At 73.4% G+C, this 15,052-nt stretch carries 15 protein-coding genes; 2 read left to right on the plus strand and 13 right to left on the minus strand.

Translation table 11 applies throughout. The features are described from left to right. Positions 1-3: 3 nt before the first annotated feature. From F1615_RS21105 to infC, 10 genes are all read right to left on the minus strand, one after another. Positions 4-549, minus strand: a complete 546-nt coding sequence (locus F1615_RS21105) for an NUDIX hydrolase (RefSeq protein ID WP_149550597.1) — start codon at positions 547-549, stop codon at positions 4-6. Positions 550-705: 156 nt separating this feature from the next. Continuing rightward, a complete protein-coding gene (locus tag F1615_RS21110) occupies positions 706-2,046 on the minus strand; it encodes a transcriptional regulator (protein WP_149550598.1) in 1,341 nt (446 codons plus the stop codon). A 269-nt stretch (positions 2,047-2,315) separates the two neighbouring features. Next, a complete protein-coding gene (locus F1615_RS35965) occupies positions 2,316-2,540 on the minus strand; it encodes a hypothetical protein (protein WP_208818371.1) in 225 nt (74 codons plus the stop codon). A gap of 229 nt (positions 2,541-2,769) precedes the next feature. Beyond that, positions 2,770-5,322, minus strand: a complete 2,553-nt coding sequence (gene pheT, locus F1615_RS21120) for a phenylalanine--tRNA ligase subunit beta (RefSeq protein WP_149550599.1) — start codon at positions 5,320-5,322, stop codon at positions 2,770-2,772. After that, entirely contained in the window at positions 5,322-6,443 is a 1,122-nt protein-coding gene (gene pheS, locus F1615_RS21125; protein WP_149550600.1) for a phenylalanine--tRNA ligase subunit alpha, read from the minus strand. Before pheS ends, pheT begins: the two co-directional genes overlap by 1 nt. Positions 6,444-6,632: 189 nt before the next feature. Beyond that, the gene (locus F1615_RS21130; RefSeq protein ID WP_149550601.1) at positions 6,633-7,769 is read right to left on the minus strand and encodes a sensor histidine kinase; all 1,137 of its coding nucleotides are present in this window, start codon (positions 7,767-7,769) and stop codon (positions 6,633-6,635) included. A gap of 92 nt (positions 7,770-7,861) precedes the next feature. Continuing rightward, positions 7,862-8,722 carry a TrmH family RNA methyltransferase gene (locus F1615_RS21135; protein WP_149550602.1) on the minus strand — a complete coding sequence of 287 codons (861 nt, stop codon included), beginning with the start codon at positions 8,720-8,722 and terminating at the stop codon, positions 7,862-7,864. Between the two features lie 184 nt (positions 8,723-8,906). Continuing rightward, the gene (gene rplT, locus F1615_RS21140; RefSeq protein ID WP_004933571.1) at positions 8,907-9,290 is read right to left on the minus strand and encodes a 50S ribosomal protein L20; all 384 of its coding nucleotides are present in this window, start codon (positions 9,288-9,290) and stop codon (positions 8,907-8,909) included. A 98-nt stretch (positions 9,291-9,388) separates the two neighbouring features. Further along, positions 9,389-9,583, minus strand: coding sequence for a 50S ribosomal protein L35 (rpmI, locus tag F1615_RS21145; protein ID WP_003977225.1), 195 nt, complete (start codon positions 9,581-9,583; stop codon positions 9,389-9,391). Between the two features lie 111 nt (positions 9,584-9,694). Next, positions 9,695-10,348, minus strand: coding sequence for a translation initiation factor IF-3 (gene infC / locus F1615_RS21150; RefSeq protein WP_078903207.1), 654 nt, complete (start codon positions 10,346-10,348; stop codon positions 9,695-9,697). A 396-nt stretch (positions 10,349-10,744) separates the two neighbouring features. Between infC and F1615_RS21155 the strand changes: the two genes are divergently transcribed. Continuing rightward, positions 10,745-11,122, plus strand: a complete 378-nt coding sequence (locus tag F1615_RS21155; RefSeq protein ID WP_149550603.1) for a DUF1844 domain-containing protein — start codon at positions 10,745-10,747, stop codon at positions 11,120-11,122. 4 nt (positions 11,123-11,126) lie between these two features. On the opposite strand, the gene F1615_RS21160 is transcribed toward F1615_RS21155, so the two are convergent. Next, positions 11,127-11,858 carry an SseB family protein gene (locus F1615_RS21160; RefSeq protein ID WP_149550604.1) on the minus strand — a complete coding sequence of 244 codons (732 nt, stop codon included), beginning with the start codon at positions 11,856-11,858 and terminating at the stop codon, positions 11,127-11,129. Between the two features lie 111 nt (positions 11,859-11,969). On the opposite strand from F1615_RS21160, the gene F1615_RS21165 reads away from it, so the two are divergent. Then, positions 11,970-12,677 (plus strand): serine hydrolase, encoded by a 708-nt coding sequence (locus F1615_RS21165; RefSeq protein WP_149550605.1) that lies wholly within the window; start codon positions 11,970-11,972, stop codon positions 12,675-12,677. Here F1615_RS21165 and mycP read toward each other — a convergent pair. Next, positions 12,674-13,855 (minus strand): type VII secretion-associated serine protease mycosin, encoded by a 1,182-nt coding sequence (mycP, locus tag F1615_RS21170; RefSeq protein WP_149550606.1) that lies wholly within the window; start codon positions 13,853-13,855, stop codon positions 12,674-12,676. The two genes, F1615_RS21165 and mycP, sit on opposite strands and share 4 nt — an antisense overlap. Continuing rightward, a complete protein-coding gene (locus F1615_RS21175; RefSeq protein ID WP_149550607.1) occupies positions 13,852-14,700 on the minus strand; it encodes a hypothetical protein in 849 nt (282 codons plus the stop codon). The genes mycP and F1615_RS21175 overlap by 4 nt, the downstream gene beginning before the upstream one ends. Positions 14,701-15,052 lie beyond the last annotated feature (352 nt).

Here is a 15,052-nt window from a genome sequence, read left to right on the forward strand (position 1 = left end):
GCGTCAGGGCCTGCCGTCCTGGCCGAGCCTGAGGTGGTGCAGCAGGAGTAACGCGGCCGCCATGCCCGCGGCCGGGACCTCGCCGCGGGCGACGAGGTCGGGGACCACCTTGAGGGGCACCCACTCCCGGCGCTCCGACTCGAAGTCGTCCACGGGGTGCCCGACGTACTCCCCCTCCTCGGCCCAGTAGACGTGGTGCCGGGCGTCGGTGAGGCCGTTGGACGGCTCCACGCTCATCAGGTGGCGCAGGGGACCCGGCCGCCAGCCGGTCTCCTCCTCCAGCTCCCGCGCCGCTGCCCCGGCGAGGTCCTCGCCGTCCTCGACCACCCCCGCCGCGAGTTCCCAGCCCCAGCTGTCGGTGATGAACCGGTGCCGCCACAGCAGCAGGACCTCGTTGGCGTCGTTCACCACCGTGGCCACGGCGACCGGGCGCAGCCGTATGAGGAAGTGGTCGAGGTGCCGGCCGTCCGGCAGCTCGACGTCCGCGAGATTGACGCTGAACCAGCGGTTTGCGTACACAGGCTGTTCGTTCTGTTTCGTCCACTGCACGGTTCTGCCACCTTCCGAACGAGTAAGGGGCAATATCCCAGCAGTAGACGTCCCGGCAGCAGGCGCACGGGAGGCCGCCCGCGGCGCAGCGGAAGGCGCGGCGGAGGCGCACACCTGGCCGCGGTGTCCCTGCACCGCGGCGATGCCGACGGGCCCTCAGAGCGGGACGCGCAGGGCCCCGTCGATGAGTTCGGCCGCCTCGGCCGTGCCCGAGCAGCCGCTGCGCACGAGGTGTTCGCGCACCGCGCGCAGCCTGTCGCGCAGCCGCTGCGACTCCATCCCCCGGGCCTGTTCGGCCATCCGCACCGCGATGGCCACCGCCTTGTCGGCGTTGCCCTGGCGCAGTTCGACGGTGCTCAGCATCGCAAGCCGGTGCACCCGGCCCCGGTCGTGCGCCGGGGTGTCCACGGCCGCCGCGGCGTGCTCCCCGGCCGCCGCCAGCTCGCCGAGGCTCAGCAGCGCCTCCGCCACCTGGACGTTGACCAGGCCGGGCTGGACGTAGCCGGTCTCGTCGGGCTCGTGCCCGCGCCGGATGCGCTCCGCGGACTGCTCGGCCCGCCGGATGCAGGACAGCGCGCTCGTGCCGTCGCCGAGGTGCGCGTACGCCTTGGCCTGCATCGCGTACAGGTCGGAGGCGAGCGCCGGGGTGATGCGGCTGCCGGCGGCGCGCAGCGCGGCCTCCGCGAAGGCGACGGCCTGCCGGTACTCCCGCATGAACAACGACTGGTTGACGAGCAGCGCGATCACATAGGCGCCGAGTCCGCGGTCCCCGCTGGCCTTCGCCAGCCGGAGCGCCTGGTGGAAGTAGCGCTGGGCGAGTCCGTGCGCGTCGGAGTCGTAGGCGCAGATGCCGGCGACGGCGACCAGACCGCCGGTGGCGCGGTGCAGCTGACGGCCGGTCGCGTCGGTGTAGCTGCCGCGCAGCAGCGGGGCCGCCTCGGCGTTGAGGAAGCCGACGATCCGGGCCCGGGTCGCCACACCGCCGGCCTTGCGGTACATCTGCTCGTAGTGGGTACGGGCAGCGCGCAGCATGTCGAGGTCGTTCGGCGTGACCCGGTGCCGGCCGCCGCGGGAGACGTCCACGTCCTCGGGCGGGTTCTCCCACTCCCACACCGGCATCACGGCGGGCGTGCCGGTGACCGCGGGGGCGCCGACTATGTGCGGGCGGCGCTGCTGGTCGGAGCGCCACAGCGCGGTGGCCCGCTCGACGAACCCGCACAGCGATCCGGTGTGCGGGGCGGCCGGTTCGCCGGGAACCCCGAGCCCGATGTCGTCGAGGGTCACCGGACGCCGCAGCCGGGCGGCGAGCACCTCGCAGATCAGGTCGGGCACCTGCCCCCGGGGCCGTTGCCCCTTCAGCCACCGCGCCACGGCGGTGTGTTCGTACCTGAGGGACAGACCGCGCGCCCGTCCGGCCTGGTTGACGTGCGCCGCGAGGCCGGCGTGCGAGACCCCGGCCTCGTCCAGGATCGCGTCGAGGAGAGTGTTGGGCTGCATGCGGGCCCCCCGGTGGCTCGGTGCGGACAGACTAGTGGCTGCCGATTCACACGGGGTGTGAACGGAGTGCCAGGATCCGTAGTGTGCGCGCACTGTCGCGGAGAGTTTCCAGCCGGTTGACTGAATTGCCTCGAAAGAGGCCGGCCGGGCCGCCGGCTCCCCCTCGTACAGTGCGGCGGCCCGTTTCCGCGCCGTCCGCCCGGCTGCCTGCCCGACACTCCGTGGCGGGGCGGACGGCCCCGCCGGCTCCGACCAAAGCGGACGGCCGGTCACTCCGCCGGAGCGGCAGGCGGTCGGCTCACGCCCGGGTCGGCGGGCGACCACGCGGGGAGCTTCAGGTGGTCCGCCGGGTGGGCGTCGGCCGTGGCACGGGGGCGCGGGGGCGGGACGGGGTGCCGCGCGTGCCGCTCGTTCCTGAGGACCAGCAGTGCCACGTCGTCCCTCGAGAGCCCGGTCGAGTGGCGCGGAAGCGCGCCGAGGAGCGTGCGCAGCACCGACCGGGGCCTGGGCGGGCGGGTGCGGGCGGCCTCGGTGAGGGCCCCCGCAGCGGAAAGAAGCGCCCCTCGGCGTTCCGGGCCTCGCAGAACTGGACCGGCCGCACGGCCCGATCCGGATGTATCGCCCGGAATGGCCACCCGAACAGTGAGGTGACCGGCGGGAAGGGGGGTGCGGGTGTGGTGGGGGCGTGTCGCACGCCCCCACCACCGGCACAACCCGGAGGAGCTAGCTCCGCAGGACCGCCCCGGTGCGGTCGCCCGCGAGGGCGACCGCCGCCTCGCGGGCCGCCGACGCCTCGTCGACGGTCAGCGTCCGGTCGTTCGCGCGGAACCGCAGCGCGTACGCCAGCGACTTGCGGCCCTCGCCCAGCTGCTCGGCGTTCTCGTACACGTCGAACAGGCGGATGGACTCCAGCAGTGCCCCCGCGCCCTCACGCAGCGCGGCCTCGACGTCCGAGGCGGGCACGAACGCGTCGACGACCAGCGCGACGTCCTGTGTGGCGACCGGGAACGTGGAGATGCCCGGCGCCTGCGGGGTGTCGTCGCCGACCCGCTCCAGGACGTCCAGGTCCAGCTCCATCGCGCAGCTGCGCGCGGGCAGGCCCAGGGTCTTCAGGACGCGCGGGTGCAGCTCTCCGGCGTGGCCGATGACGCGCTCGGCGCCGTCGACGGTGACGGTCAGCTCGGCGCAGCGGCCCGGGTGCCACGGCCCGTACTGGCCCTTGCGGATGCCGAGTCCGGCGCCGGCCTCGCGGGCGACGGTCCGGGCGGCCTCGACCGCGTCGGCCCAGTCGGCCGGACGGCCCCTGCCCCACCAGCCGGCCTGCTCGCGGGCGCCGGCCAGCACCACGGCGACGTGCCGGGGCTGGTCGGGCAGCGCGGCGTTCAGCGCGGCGACGTCGGCCTCGCTGGGGCGCCGGTCGACGGGCAGGTTCGCGGCGACCCCGCGCTCGTCGCGCGGCTGGAAGACCAGGCCGGTCTCGAACAGCGCGAGGTCGTGCGAGCCCCGGCCGTCGTTGCGGCGCAGCGCGCCGAGCAGACCCGGCAGCAGCGAGGTCCGCAGCGCGGGCTCCTCGTCGCTGAGCGGATTGACCAGCTTGACGACACGGCGGGCCGGGTCGTCCGCGTCCAGGCCGAGCTGGTCGAAGACCTGCTCGCTGACGAACGGGTAGTTCGGCGCCTCGACGTAGCCGGCCCCGGCCAGCGCGCGGCCGACGCGGCGGTGCAGCCGCTGGCGGGCGGTCAGGCCCCGGCCGGCCGGCGGCCTGGGCAGCGTGGAGGGCAGGTTCTCGTAGCCCTCCAGCCGGATGACCTCCTCGGCCAGGTCGTTCGGGTCGGTGAGGTCGGGCCGCCAGGACGGGACGGTGACGATCAGCTCATCCTGCCCGTACACATCACACCCGACCTCCTGAAGGCGGCGTACGACGGTCTCGCGGCCGTACGTCACACCGGCGACCTTGTCCGGGTGGTCGGCGGCGACGGTGACGGTGTGCGGCGCGGCCGGGGCGACGACCTCGGTGACACCGGCCTCGGCGGTGCCGCCGGCGAGCAGCACCAGCAGGTCGACGGTGCGCTGCGCGGCGGCGGCGGCGGCCTGCGGGTCCACGCCGCGCTCGAAGCGGCGGGAGGCCTCGGAGGACAGCTTGTGCCGGCGTGCGGTGCGCGCGACGGACACCTGGTCGAAGTGCGCGGCCTCGATGACCACGTCGGTCGTCGCGTTCCCGCCGTTGCCGGAGGCGTCGTGGTCGGCGATCTCGGTGTTGGCGCCGCCCATGACCCCCGCGAGGCCGATCGGGCCGCGGTCGTCGGTGATCACCAGGTCCTCGGCGTGCAGCTTCCGCTCGACGCCGTCGAGGGTGACGATCTTCTCGCCCTCCTCGGCCCTGCGGACGCCGATGGTGCCCTGGACCAGGTTGCGGTCGTAGGCGTGCAGCGGCTGGCCGAGCTCCATCATCACGTAGTTGGTGACGTCCACGGCGAGCGAGATCGGGCGCATGCCGACCTTCTGCAGGCGCCGCTGGAGCCAGATCGGGGAGCGCGCCTCGGGGCTGAGGCCGGTCACCGTGCGGGCGGTGAAGCGGTCGCAGCCGGCCGGGTCGGAGACCTTCACCGGGTAGCCGAAGGCGTTGGGGCCCGGCACGTCGAGCAGCGCCGGGTCGCGCAGCGGCAGGCCGTAGGCGATGGCGGCCTCGCGGGCGACACCGCGGATGGACAGGCAGTCGCCGCGGTTGGCGGTGACGGCGATGTCCAGGACCTCGTCGACCAGTTCGAGGAGTTCGATGGCGTCCTTGCCGACCTCGGTCTCCGGCGGCAGCACGATGATGCCGTGGGAGCCGTCGTCGCCCATGCCCAGCTCGTCGCTGGAGCAGATCATGCCGTGGGACGTCTTGCCGTACGTCTTGCGCGCGGAGATCGAGAAGCCACCGGGCAGGGTGGCGCCGGGGAGGACCACGACGACCTTGTCGCCGACGGCGAAGTTGCGGGCACCGCAGACGATCTCCTGAGGCTCACCGGTGCCTCCCCCGGAGCCGAAAACTTGGGAGGCGCCCCCGGCCCGGCCCACGTCGACGGTGCAGAAGCGGATCGGCTTCTTGAAGCCCTCCAGTTCCTCGATGGTCAGCACCTGGCCGACCACGAGGGGGCCCTTGAGGTCGGCGCCGAGGTGCTCGACGGTCTCGACCTCCAGCCCCGCCGAAATGAGCTTGGCCTGTACGTCACGGCCGGTCTCCGTCGCCGGCAGGTCGACGTACTCCCGCAGCCAAGAAAGCGGGATCCGCATCAGATCTCCATCCCGAACGGCCGGGTGAACCGGACGTCACCCTCGACCATGTCTCGCATGTCCTCGACGTTGTGGCGGAACATCAGCATCCGCTCGATGCCGAACCCGAAGGCGAAGCCGCTGTACTTCTCCGGGTCGACGCCGCAGGCGGTGAGCACCCGCGGGTTGACCATGCCGCAGCCGCCGAGCTCGATCCAGCCCTCGCTGGAACAGGTGCGGCAGGGCCGGTCGGGGTTGCCGACGGACGCGCCCTTGCAGACGTAGCAGAGCATGTCCATCTCGGCGCTCGGCTCGGTGAACGGGAAGAAGTTCGGCCGCAGCCGGGTCTTCATCTCCGCTCCGAACAGCGACTGGACCATGTGGTCCAGGGTGCCCTTGAGATCCGCCATGGTCAGGCCCTCGTCCACGGCGAGCAGCTCGACCTGGTGGAAGACGGGGGTGTGCGTGGCGTCCAGCTCGTCGGTGCGGTAAACGCGGCCGGGGCAGATCACGTAGACCGGCAGCTCGCGGTCGAGCAGGGAGCGGATCTGCACGGGCGAGGTGTGGGTGCGCAGCACGACACCGGACTCGGTGCCGCCCTCCGGGCCCTGGACGAAGAAGGTGTCGGCCTCGCCGCGGGCCGGGTGGTCCGGGCCGATGTTCAGGGCGTCGAAGTTGAACCACTCGGCCTCGGCCTCGGGGCCCTCGGCGACCTCGTAGCCCATGGCCACGAAGACGTCCTCGATGCGCTCGGAGAGCGTGGTGAGCGGGTGCCGGGCGCCGGCCGGTACGCGGTCGTGGGGCAGGGTGACGTCCACGGCCTCCTCGACCAGGACGCGCTGGTCGCGCTCGGCCTCCAGCTCGGCCTGGCGGGCGGCGAGGCCCTTGTTCACGGCACCGCGTGCCTGGCCGACACGCTTGCCGGCGTCGGCCTTGGCGTGCGGCGGCAGGGCGCCGATCTCGCGGTTGGCCAGGGCCAGCGGCGAGGTGCCGCCGGTGTGGGCGACCTTGGCCTCCTGGAGCGCGTCGAGGGAGTCCGCGGCGGCGAAGGCGGCGAGCGCCTCGTCCCGCATGCGCTCGATCTCTTCCGGTTTCAACGCCTCGACCTCGACAGGGTCGTACGACTTATTCGGTGCCGACATCTCTTCCCGTGCTTCCGGTTGTCCCCCAGCTGTCGCTGAGAGGTGCCCCCAGGCTGATGGTCCCGTCATCGACTCGTGGACGAATCCCTGGTGACGTCTCGTCTTTCGTCCTCGGGACGCAAAGGTGCCAAAAGCCGAGTCTAACGGGGTGAGGGAATGCGAATGCGCCCGTGGGGGCCGTCGGACGTCTCAGCTGAGATACGCCGGTGCCGCCACGGGCAACGTAAATCGGAACTCGGCGCCGCCGCCGGGGGCACGCCCGACCGTGATGGTGCCGCCGTGGGCTTCGACGATGCCCTTGACGATGTACAGCCCGAGGCCCGTCCCGCCACGCTTGCTGCCCCGCCAGAAGCGGGTGAAGACGCGGTTCATGGACTCCTCCGGGATGCCGGGCCCCTCGTCGCTCACCGTGACCGACGTGCCGGCGTCCTCCCGTTCGCGCGGGGACGCCGAGGGCGTGATGTCAATCGTGACGGTTCCCTCGCCGTGCCGCACGGCATTTTCCAGCAGGTTGCTCAGCACCTGGTCGATCTTGTCGGGGTCGGCCCACAGGTCGGGCAGCGGGTGCTGCATCCGCAGCAGGAACCGGTCGGCCGGCTGGCCCGCGGCGACGTAGGCCTGGATGTGGCGGCCGACGGCGGCCCCGATGTCGACGGGCTGACGGCGCACCTCCAGGCGCCCGGAGTCGATGCGCGATATGTCGAGCAGCTCGGCGATGAGCCGGGTGACCCGGTCCGCGTCGGCGTCGACCGTCTCCAGCATCAGCCGTTTCTGGTCGTCGGTGAACCGTTCCCACTTGGCGAGCAGGGTGGCGGTGAAGCCCTTGACGGAGGTGAGCGGGGACCGCAGTTCGTGGGCGACGGTGGCGATCAGCTCGGCGTGGCTGCGCTCGGTGCGGCGCCGGGCCTCGGTGTCGCGGAGGGTGACGACGACCCGGCGGACGGGTCCGGTGGGGCGGGCGCGGACGTAGCGCGCGGACACGAGGACCTCGCGTCCGCCGGGGAGCAGCAGGTTGCGCTCGGGCTGGCGCACGCGGATGGCGAGGCCGCCGTAGGGGTCGGTGAGCTGCCACCAGCGGCGGCCCTCCAGGTCCTCTAACGGCAGGGCCGTCTCCAGCGGCTGCCCGAGGACCCGCCGGGCGGGTACGGCGGTGATGCGCTCGGCCGCCGCGTTGAAGCAGATCACACGGCCGTGCTCGTCGGCGACGACGAGTCCGTCGGGCAGCTGGTCGGGGTCGATGCCGAGTTCGGCGAGATCACCGGGCCGGGGCGCGGGCGGGCGCGCCGTCCGCTGTGCCCCCGGTGCGCTGCTCGTGCCGACGCTCATCCCCGTACCCCACCTCTCGGAACTTCCTCGGGGCGCCCCGTGCTCGGGACCGGCCGAGAGCTTGGGGGAGGGTCCCCGAGCTGGTCACCCTACTAGTTCCCGGTGACGGAGCGGCACCCTCCGGCGGCGCGCTGTGCACGTGCCGACGCGTAGAGACATACGGCGGCGGCGGTGGCCAGGTTCAGGCTCTCGGCCCTTCCGTGGATCGGAACGCGTACGACGGCGTCGGCGAGCGCGCGGGTCTCCTCGGGCAGTCCCCAGGCCTCGTTGCCGAAGACCCAGGCGGTCGGGCCGCCCATGGTGCCCTTGTCGAGCTCCTCGTCCAGGTCCCGGTCACCGGCGCCGTCCGCGGCGAGCAGCCGCACGCCCGCCTCCCGCAGCCCCGTCACGGCCCGTTCGACGGGCACGCCGACGGCGACGGGCAGGTGGAACAGGGAGCCGACGGAGGCGCGTACGGCCTTGGGGTTGTACAGGTCGACGGAGGCGTCGGTGAGGACGACGGCCTCGGCTCCGGCGGCGTCGGCGCACCGCAGCACGGTGCCGGCGTTCCCGGGGTCCCGCACGTGGGCGAGCACGGCGACGAGGCGGGGCCGGGCGGCGAGGACCTGCTCGAACGGCGTGTCCAGGAACCGGCACACCCCGACCAGCCCCTGCGGGGTGACGGTGGTGGAGATGTCCGCGATGACCTGCTCGGAGGCGAGGTGCGTACGGGCACCGGCGTCCCGTGCCGCACCGATGATGTCGGCGTACCGGTCTGCGGCCTCGGGTGTGGCGAACAGTTCGACGAGCGTGGCGGCGTCCCCGTCCCGGTGCGCGGCGGCCTCCCGCACGGCCTGCGGCCCCTCGGCGAGGAACAGCCGCTCCTTCCCCCGGAAGTTCCGCTTGCCGAGCCGCCGGGCGGCGGCGACGCGGGAGGAACGGGGGGAGATCAGCTCGGGGCTGACGGGGGCCATCTTCTTCGTCACCTTCGGGAGATCTCAACACGCGGCACGCGCCCCCGGGGCGCGGGGAACTGCGCGACCAGCCACAACGGACCCGGGGCCGAACGACGGCCGGCGAACCTGCAACAGCAGGACCCGCAAGCTTTCAAGCCTGCGGGTCCTGGAAACTCACGTCGGCTTCAGGCCAACGCAGTGCTCACGCGGCCTTCGGCGCGTTGACGTCCGCCGGCAGCGCCTTCTGCGCGACCTCGACGAGCGCCGCGAAGGCGGTGGCGTCGTTGACGGCCAGCTCCGCGAGGATCTTCCGGTCGACCTCGACGTTCGCGGCCTTCAGACCCTGGATGAAGCGGTTGTACGTGATGCCGTTGGCGCGGGCAGCGGCGTTGATGCGCTGGATCCACAGCTGGCGGAAGTCACCCTTGCGCTTCTTGCGGTCGTTGTAGTTGTAGACCAGCGAGTGGGTGACCTGCTCCTTGGCCTTGCGGTACAGACGCGAACGCTGACCGCGGTAGCCGGAGGCCTGCTCGAGGATCGCCCGGCGCTTCTTGTGGGCGTTGACTGCCCGCTTGACGCGTGCCACTTGTTAACTCCTTGTAGCGGGGCCGTGGTTGTGCCCACACGGCCCGAAATCGATTGGGTCCCGGTCGGACGGACGTGCGGCGCTCGCGCGCCGGGGCGTCACTTGCCGAGAAGCTTCTTGATCTTCGCGGCGTCGCCCGGGGCCATCTCGGCGTTGCCGGTGAGGCGACGCGTCACACGGGACGACTTGTGCTCGAGCAGGTGGCGCTTGCCGGCGCGCTCGCGGAGCACCTTGCCGGAGCCGGTGATCTTGAAGCGCTTGCTGGCACCGCTGTGCGACTTGTTCTTCGGCATAGCGCCGTTCTCTCCTCGTCGGTGGCGCTCCGGTGCCCGGTCGTGAGAACCGGGCACGGTGGAGCGTCGTACTTGTGTCGGTTACGTCCTGGGGACTCGCGTCCCCCGGAGTCACGCCTCGGCGGAAGCCTCGGCCGGAGCCTCGGCGTTCGCGGCGTCGGGGTCCGCGGCGTTCATCGAACGGCCGGGGTTGGCCTTCGCCTCCGCCTTGCGAGCTTCCTGTGCCTGGCGGGCCTCGGCCATCGCCTCGGTCTTCTTCTTGTGCGGACCGAGGACCATGATCATGTTGCGGCCGTCCTGCTTCGGGTTCGACTCCACGAACCCGAGGTCGGCCACGTCCTCCGCGAGACGCTGCAGCAGTCGGTAGCCGAGCTCCGGCCGGGACTGCTCGCGACCACGGAACATGATCGTGATCTTGACCTTGTCGCCCTGCTTGAGGAACCGGACGACGTGACCCTTCTTGGTGTCATAGTCGTGCGGGTCGATCTTCGGCCGGAGCTTCATCTCCTTGATGACCGTGTGCGCCTGGTTCTTGCGCGCCTCACGGGCCTTCATGGCCGACTCGTACTTGAACTTCCCGTAGTCCATGAGCTTGCACACGGGCGGACGGGCGTTCGCCGCGACCTCGACGAGATCGAGGTCGTACTCCTGCGCAAGCTCCAGGGCCTTGGCAAGCGGGACAATCCCGACCTGCTCGCCGCTGGGACCGACAAGTCGCACCTCGGGAACGCGAATCCGGTCGTTGATGCGGGGCTCGGCGCTGATGGATCCTCCTCGGTAGCACCACGCGACGGTCTGGCGGACAGCCGCGTAACGTCTGTGTTCGTTAGACCTGACCGCGCCGAAGCATGCAAAACGCCCCGGACGATCACAGGCGGGGCTCCTCGAACTACCGGAGCACCGCCGCGATGACCGCGGGGCGCGATTTCGGGCGGACCGCCGTCTCGGGGACGGGGACCGCCTGACCGGTGACCCGCCACCCTGAGGGCGGCCAGGTGGGAGTTCGAAGCCTCCACTTGTGGGCCGGGCTCGCTAGCCGCGAGGCATACGGGTCCGACCGGTCGTTACACAAGGTTAGCAGCTCCGGGAGGCGTGCGCTAACCGCGTGCCGCATGCCTCCTGCTGTCAAGGGGACACGCGTCTGCGCCTATCGTGTGGGGCATGAGTGACACCTCCCCCTCGGACACCCCCGAGACCCCCGGAAACCCCGACTTCGACGCCATGGCCCGCGACATCGCCGAGGTCCCGGCGGTCGAGGTGATCGTGACGGTGGCCGTCAACCTGATGAGCGCCGCCGCCGTGAAGCTCGGTCTGACCGAGGAGGGCGACAGGTTCAAGGACCTGGACGAGGCCCGCAAGCTGGTGCACGCGCTGGCCGGTCTGCTGGACGCGTCCGCGACGGAGATCAGCTCCTTCCACGCCGCGCCGCTGCGCGACGGCCTGAAGTCGCTCCAGCTGGCCTTCCGCGAGGCCTCCCTGGTCCCGGACGAGCCGGGCAAGGGCCCGGGCGAGAAGTACACGGGCGCGATCTACGGCTAGGACCTCAGGGACGCACGTACAGGGGCTCGCCGGGAGGCGCCGCCTCGGCCGGCAGGACTGCCAGGTCGAGGCCGCGCACCAGGCGGGCCCTCAGCGTTTCGTCGGCCGCGAGGCGCCGGGCCACGGCGCGGGCGGCCTCGGCGACGGAGGCGGCCGGGTCGAGGACCAGGGCGAGGGTGCCGTCGGCCTGTCCCGGCCCGAGGTGGGCGCGCAGCACGGCGGGCTCCTCGGCCACGGCGGCCCGAACGGCCTCGACCACGGCGGGGTCGGCGAGCGGGTCGGTGCTGGTGCGGCCCTCGGCGAGCGCGAGCAGGGTGGGCCCGGTCAGTTCGAAGGGCACGGGACCGGACATGTCCAGGACCACGGTGTCCGCCTTCTCGTGCGCGGCGGCCTGCAGGGCCTGGTGCAGCGGTACGGCGACGGGGCGGGCCGCGGGGTCCCAGCGGGCGAGCGACTCGACGGACGTGAAGGCGGGCAGAGCCGTGCGGCCACCGGCCTTCAGGGTCGGCACGGCCATGTCGCTGGTCTTCTCGCGGCGCAGCCCGTTCTCGTCTTCCTCCACCTCGCCGAGCAGCGCCACGACGGGGACGAGCAGACGGGCGTCCTTGAGTGCCTCCAGGACGGGACCGACCGCGTTGCCGTCCTCGGCCCAGGCGGCGAGCGCGGCACTCAGCCGGGGGTCGGCGGAGCCGTCGTCGTCACGGAACGGGGAGTCGGGAATGTTCTTGTTCGCCACGGTCACCGACCCTATCGGCCGTCCGTGACACGCTCGGACGCGGGCGGCCCGTACGACGCGGGGGCGCATGCGGCTTCGGCTTCGGCTTCGGCTTCGGCGGAGGGAGACACGGTGGGGGACGGGGCGAGGGTGTCCGTGGCGGTGCAGGACCTCGGCTCCCGGGAGACCGTCTCGCACGGGGACGGGACGTTCGTCACGGCGAGCATCGTCAAGGTCGACATCCTGGCGGCGCTGCTGCTCGGCGCGCAGGACGCGGGACGGGAGCCCGGCGGGACGGAGCGGGCGTACGCGGAGGCGATGATCGTGCGCAGCGACAACGACGCGGCGTCGGCCCTGTGGGACGGGATCGGGCGGGCGGCCGGTCTGGACGCCGCGAACGCCCGCCTCGGGCTGACCCGGACCGCGGGCGGCGAGGGCACGCTGTGGGGGCTGACCCGCACCACGGCCGAGGACCAACTGGTGCTGCTGCGGCAGGTGTTCGGCGGGGACTCGGAGCTGGGCGAGGCCTCGCGGGCGTATCTGCGGGGACTGATGGCGCGGGTCGTCCCGGAGCAGGCGTGGGGTGTGCCGACGGCGGCGGACGAGGGTACGGCGTGGGCCGTGAAGAACGGCTGGCTGCCGCGCGACGCGACCGGTCTGTGGGTCGTGCACAGCATCGGGTGCGTCACGGCCGGCGGGCGCGAGTGCCTGGTGTCGGCGCTGTCCGACGGCAACGCGACGAAGGAGCGGGGCGTGGCACGGGTGGAGGGGGCGGTGGCGACGGCCCTCTCGGCGCTGGACCGGCTTCCGCACCCCTTGCGGCGGCCGGGCGGCTCCTAGAAGTCCTCGCGGTCAGCGCGGCGGCCGCGCCACAGGACCACCGTGGCGACCAGCAGGACGCCGCCCGCGCTGCCCGCCAGGGGCGCCGCCCAGTCGGCGGTGTCCTCGCCGGAGCGGTCGGTGTCCGGGCCGGGGCCGAAGTACTTCTCCCCGTGGGCCGCCGGCTTCAGGCCGTCCGGCTTCAGCCGGCCCGCCGCCTCGATCGCGGCGGCCGGGTCGATGAAACCGGAGCCGCGGGAGTCGTCGCGGCCGTCGGCGGGGGCGTTGCGGGCGGTGTCCTGAAGGAGCCGCTTGATCTGCGCGGGGGTCAGACCCGGGTGGGCCGCCTTGACCAGCGCGACGGCGCCGGAGACGAAGGCGGCGGCGGCGCTGGTGCCCCAGCCCTCGTAGTACTTGTGGTCGGGGTCGGCGATGATCACGTCGACGCCCGGGGCGCTGACCGTTGCGTACCAGCGGCGGGTGGAGAACGGGGCGCGGGTGCCGTAGCGGTCCACGGCGGTCGCGGTGATGACGCCCGGGTAGGCGGCCGGGTAGGAGATCCGGTCGCCCTTCTCGCCGCCGTTCCCCGCGGAGGCGACGACGGCCACGCCCTTGCGCAGGGCGTACTGGATGGCCTCGTCCTCGCCGGGTTCGGGGTGCGCGGAGGCGGAGTCGTCGCCGAGGGAGAGGTTGATGACGTCGGCGCCGTTGTCGGCGGCCCACCGGATGCCCTCGGCGAGGGCGTTGCCGCGGGTGCTGCGGGCCTTGGCGCGGGAGGGGTCGCCGTCCTCCAGGATCACGCGGACGGGGAGGATCTTCGCCCCGGGCGCGATGCCCATCACTCCGTCCGCGTTTCCGGGGCCGTGTCCGTGACCGGCGATGATGCCGGCCATGGCGGTTCCGTGGCGGGCCCAGGCACGGTCGCCCTCGCTCGCGCCGAAGCCGACCAGGTCCTTGCCGTCGAGGACGTTGCCGTCGAGGTCGGGGTGGTCGGCCTCCACGCCGGTGTCCAGGACGGCGACGGTGACGCCCTCGCCCTTCGTGGTCCGCCAGGCCTCCTCGGTGTGCATGGCCTCCAGGGACCACTGCCGGACGCGGATGCCGTCGGCGTGCGCGGGCGCGGCGGGCAGGAGCACCAGCGTGGCGGCGAGGAGCGCGCCGAGGGCCGCGGCGTGACCCCGGCCGGTGACGGGCCTCATGACGGCTGCTCCGTGGCGGTGCCCGCCCTCTTGCGCAGGCCGCGTTCGACGCGGTCGGCGAGGCCCCGTGCCTCGTGGCCGAGGCCCGCCTGGGCGGCGGCGGTGGTGGCTCCGGACTCCATGGCGTCCTCGGCGGGCTGCGGGGTGTCGACGGTGCGTCCGTCGGCCCAGCCGGAGACGGCGTAGACGACGACGGGGGCGTCCGTGAGGACGGAGACCGCCCAGGAGGCACGCTGTCCGGCGCCGAAGCCGGCGGCGGCGGTGCCCTTCGCGGCGTGGGGCAGGGGCATCAGGTCGGTCCGGCGGTCGAGGCGTTCCCTGTCGAAACGGCGGGCGAGGGAGGCCATGCCGGCGGCGTCGGCCTCGGTGAACAGCAGGCCGACGGTGGTGACGTGGCTCTGGGTGGCATCGGTGTAGGTGGCGCGCAGCAGACGCTCGCAGCCGACGGGGTCGAGGACCTTGCGCAGCAGGGGGTCGAAGGCGCCCTCGCAGCCGCTGTCGGGGGCGACGGCGATACGGGTCCACGTCCGGTCGGCTTCGCCGGGTCCGGCGCCCTTGCCCCGCACGGTGGGCGGGAACAGCTGGTCGACCGGGACGTTGTGCCACAGGTCTCCGGCGGCGGTGAAGCCGTGCCGGGCGCCGGGTCCCGCGGAGTCCCCGGCGAGCCAGGCACCGGTGACGGCACCGCCGATGAGCCCCGTCCCGAGGACGAGGCAGGCCGCGGCGGCCACGACCTGCGACCGGCCCCGCCGGCCGAACGGCCGTCGCCGGGCGCGCTCGTCGTACGCCTCCGGCTCGCCGAACGTGACGAAGGCCGCCGGTCCGGGGGCGCCGCCCGGCGCCACGGGGGCGCTCCAGGACAGCGCGGGGTCGGGACCGCCCCGGCCCCCCTGACCGGTGGTCGCGCCGTCGCCGGTCGCGGGCCGCCGGGCGGGGGCGGGCGCACCGGCCGGGGCGTGCGCCGGGCCCGCTCCGGAACGGTGCGGCTCCCCGGAGCCCGGGCGTGGACCGGGCCCCGGCCGGGGCGGGGCGGGCGGTGTCCGGGACGTCCCGCTCGGGCCGGCGGCCGGTTCGGCGGGGACGGGGCGCAGACGGGTGGTGGTCTCCGACGCCGTTTCCGAAGGGGCACCCGGCCTGCCCGCGGTGGGCCGGTGGGTGGGCTGCGCCGGCACGGAGGGCGCGGCGTCCGGGGAGCGC

The organism is Streptomyces marokkonensis, from assembly GCF_008312835.1.
In the GTDB taxonomy this organism is placed as follows: Bacteria; Actinomycetota; Actinomycetes; order Streptomycetales; family Streptomycetaceae; genus Streptomyces; species Streptomyces marokkonensis_A.

Bases quoted from the DNA above. Each gene is read 5' to 3' on its own strand.
- F1615_RS21110 (WP_149550598.1), bottom strand. From the start codon at position 2,046: ATGCAGCCCAACACTCTCCTCGACGCGATCCTGGACGAGGCCGGGGTC.
- pheT (WP_149550599.1), bottom strand. From the start codon at position 5,322: ATGCGGATCCCGCTTTCTTGGCTGCGGGAGTACGTCGACCTGCCGGCG.
- pheS (WP_149550600.1), bottom strand. From the start codon at position 6,443: ATGTCGGCACCGAATAAGTCGTACGACCCTGTCGAGGTCGAGGCGTTG.
- F1615_RS21130 (WP_149550601.1), bottom strand. From the start codon at position 7,769: ATGAGCGTCGGCACGAGCAGCGCACCGGGGGCACAGCGGACGGCGCGC.
- F1615_RS21135 (WP_149550602.1), bottom strand. From the start codon at position 8,722: ATGGCCCCCGTCAGCCCCGAGCTGATCTCCCCCCGTTCCTCCCGCGTC.
- rpmI (WP_003977225.1), bottom strand. From the start codon at position 9,583: ATGCCGAAGAACAAGTCGCACAGCGGTGCCAGCAAGCGCTTCAAGATC.
- F1615_RS21155 (WP_149550603.1), top strand. From the start codon at position 10,745: ATGAGTGACACCTCCCCCTCGGACACCCCCGAGACCCCCGGAAACCCC.
- mycP (WP_149550606.1), bottom strand. From the start codon at position 13,855: ATGAGGCCCGTCACCGGCCGGGGTCACGCCGCGGCCCTCGGCGCGCTC.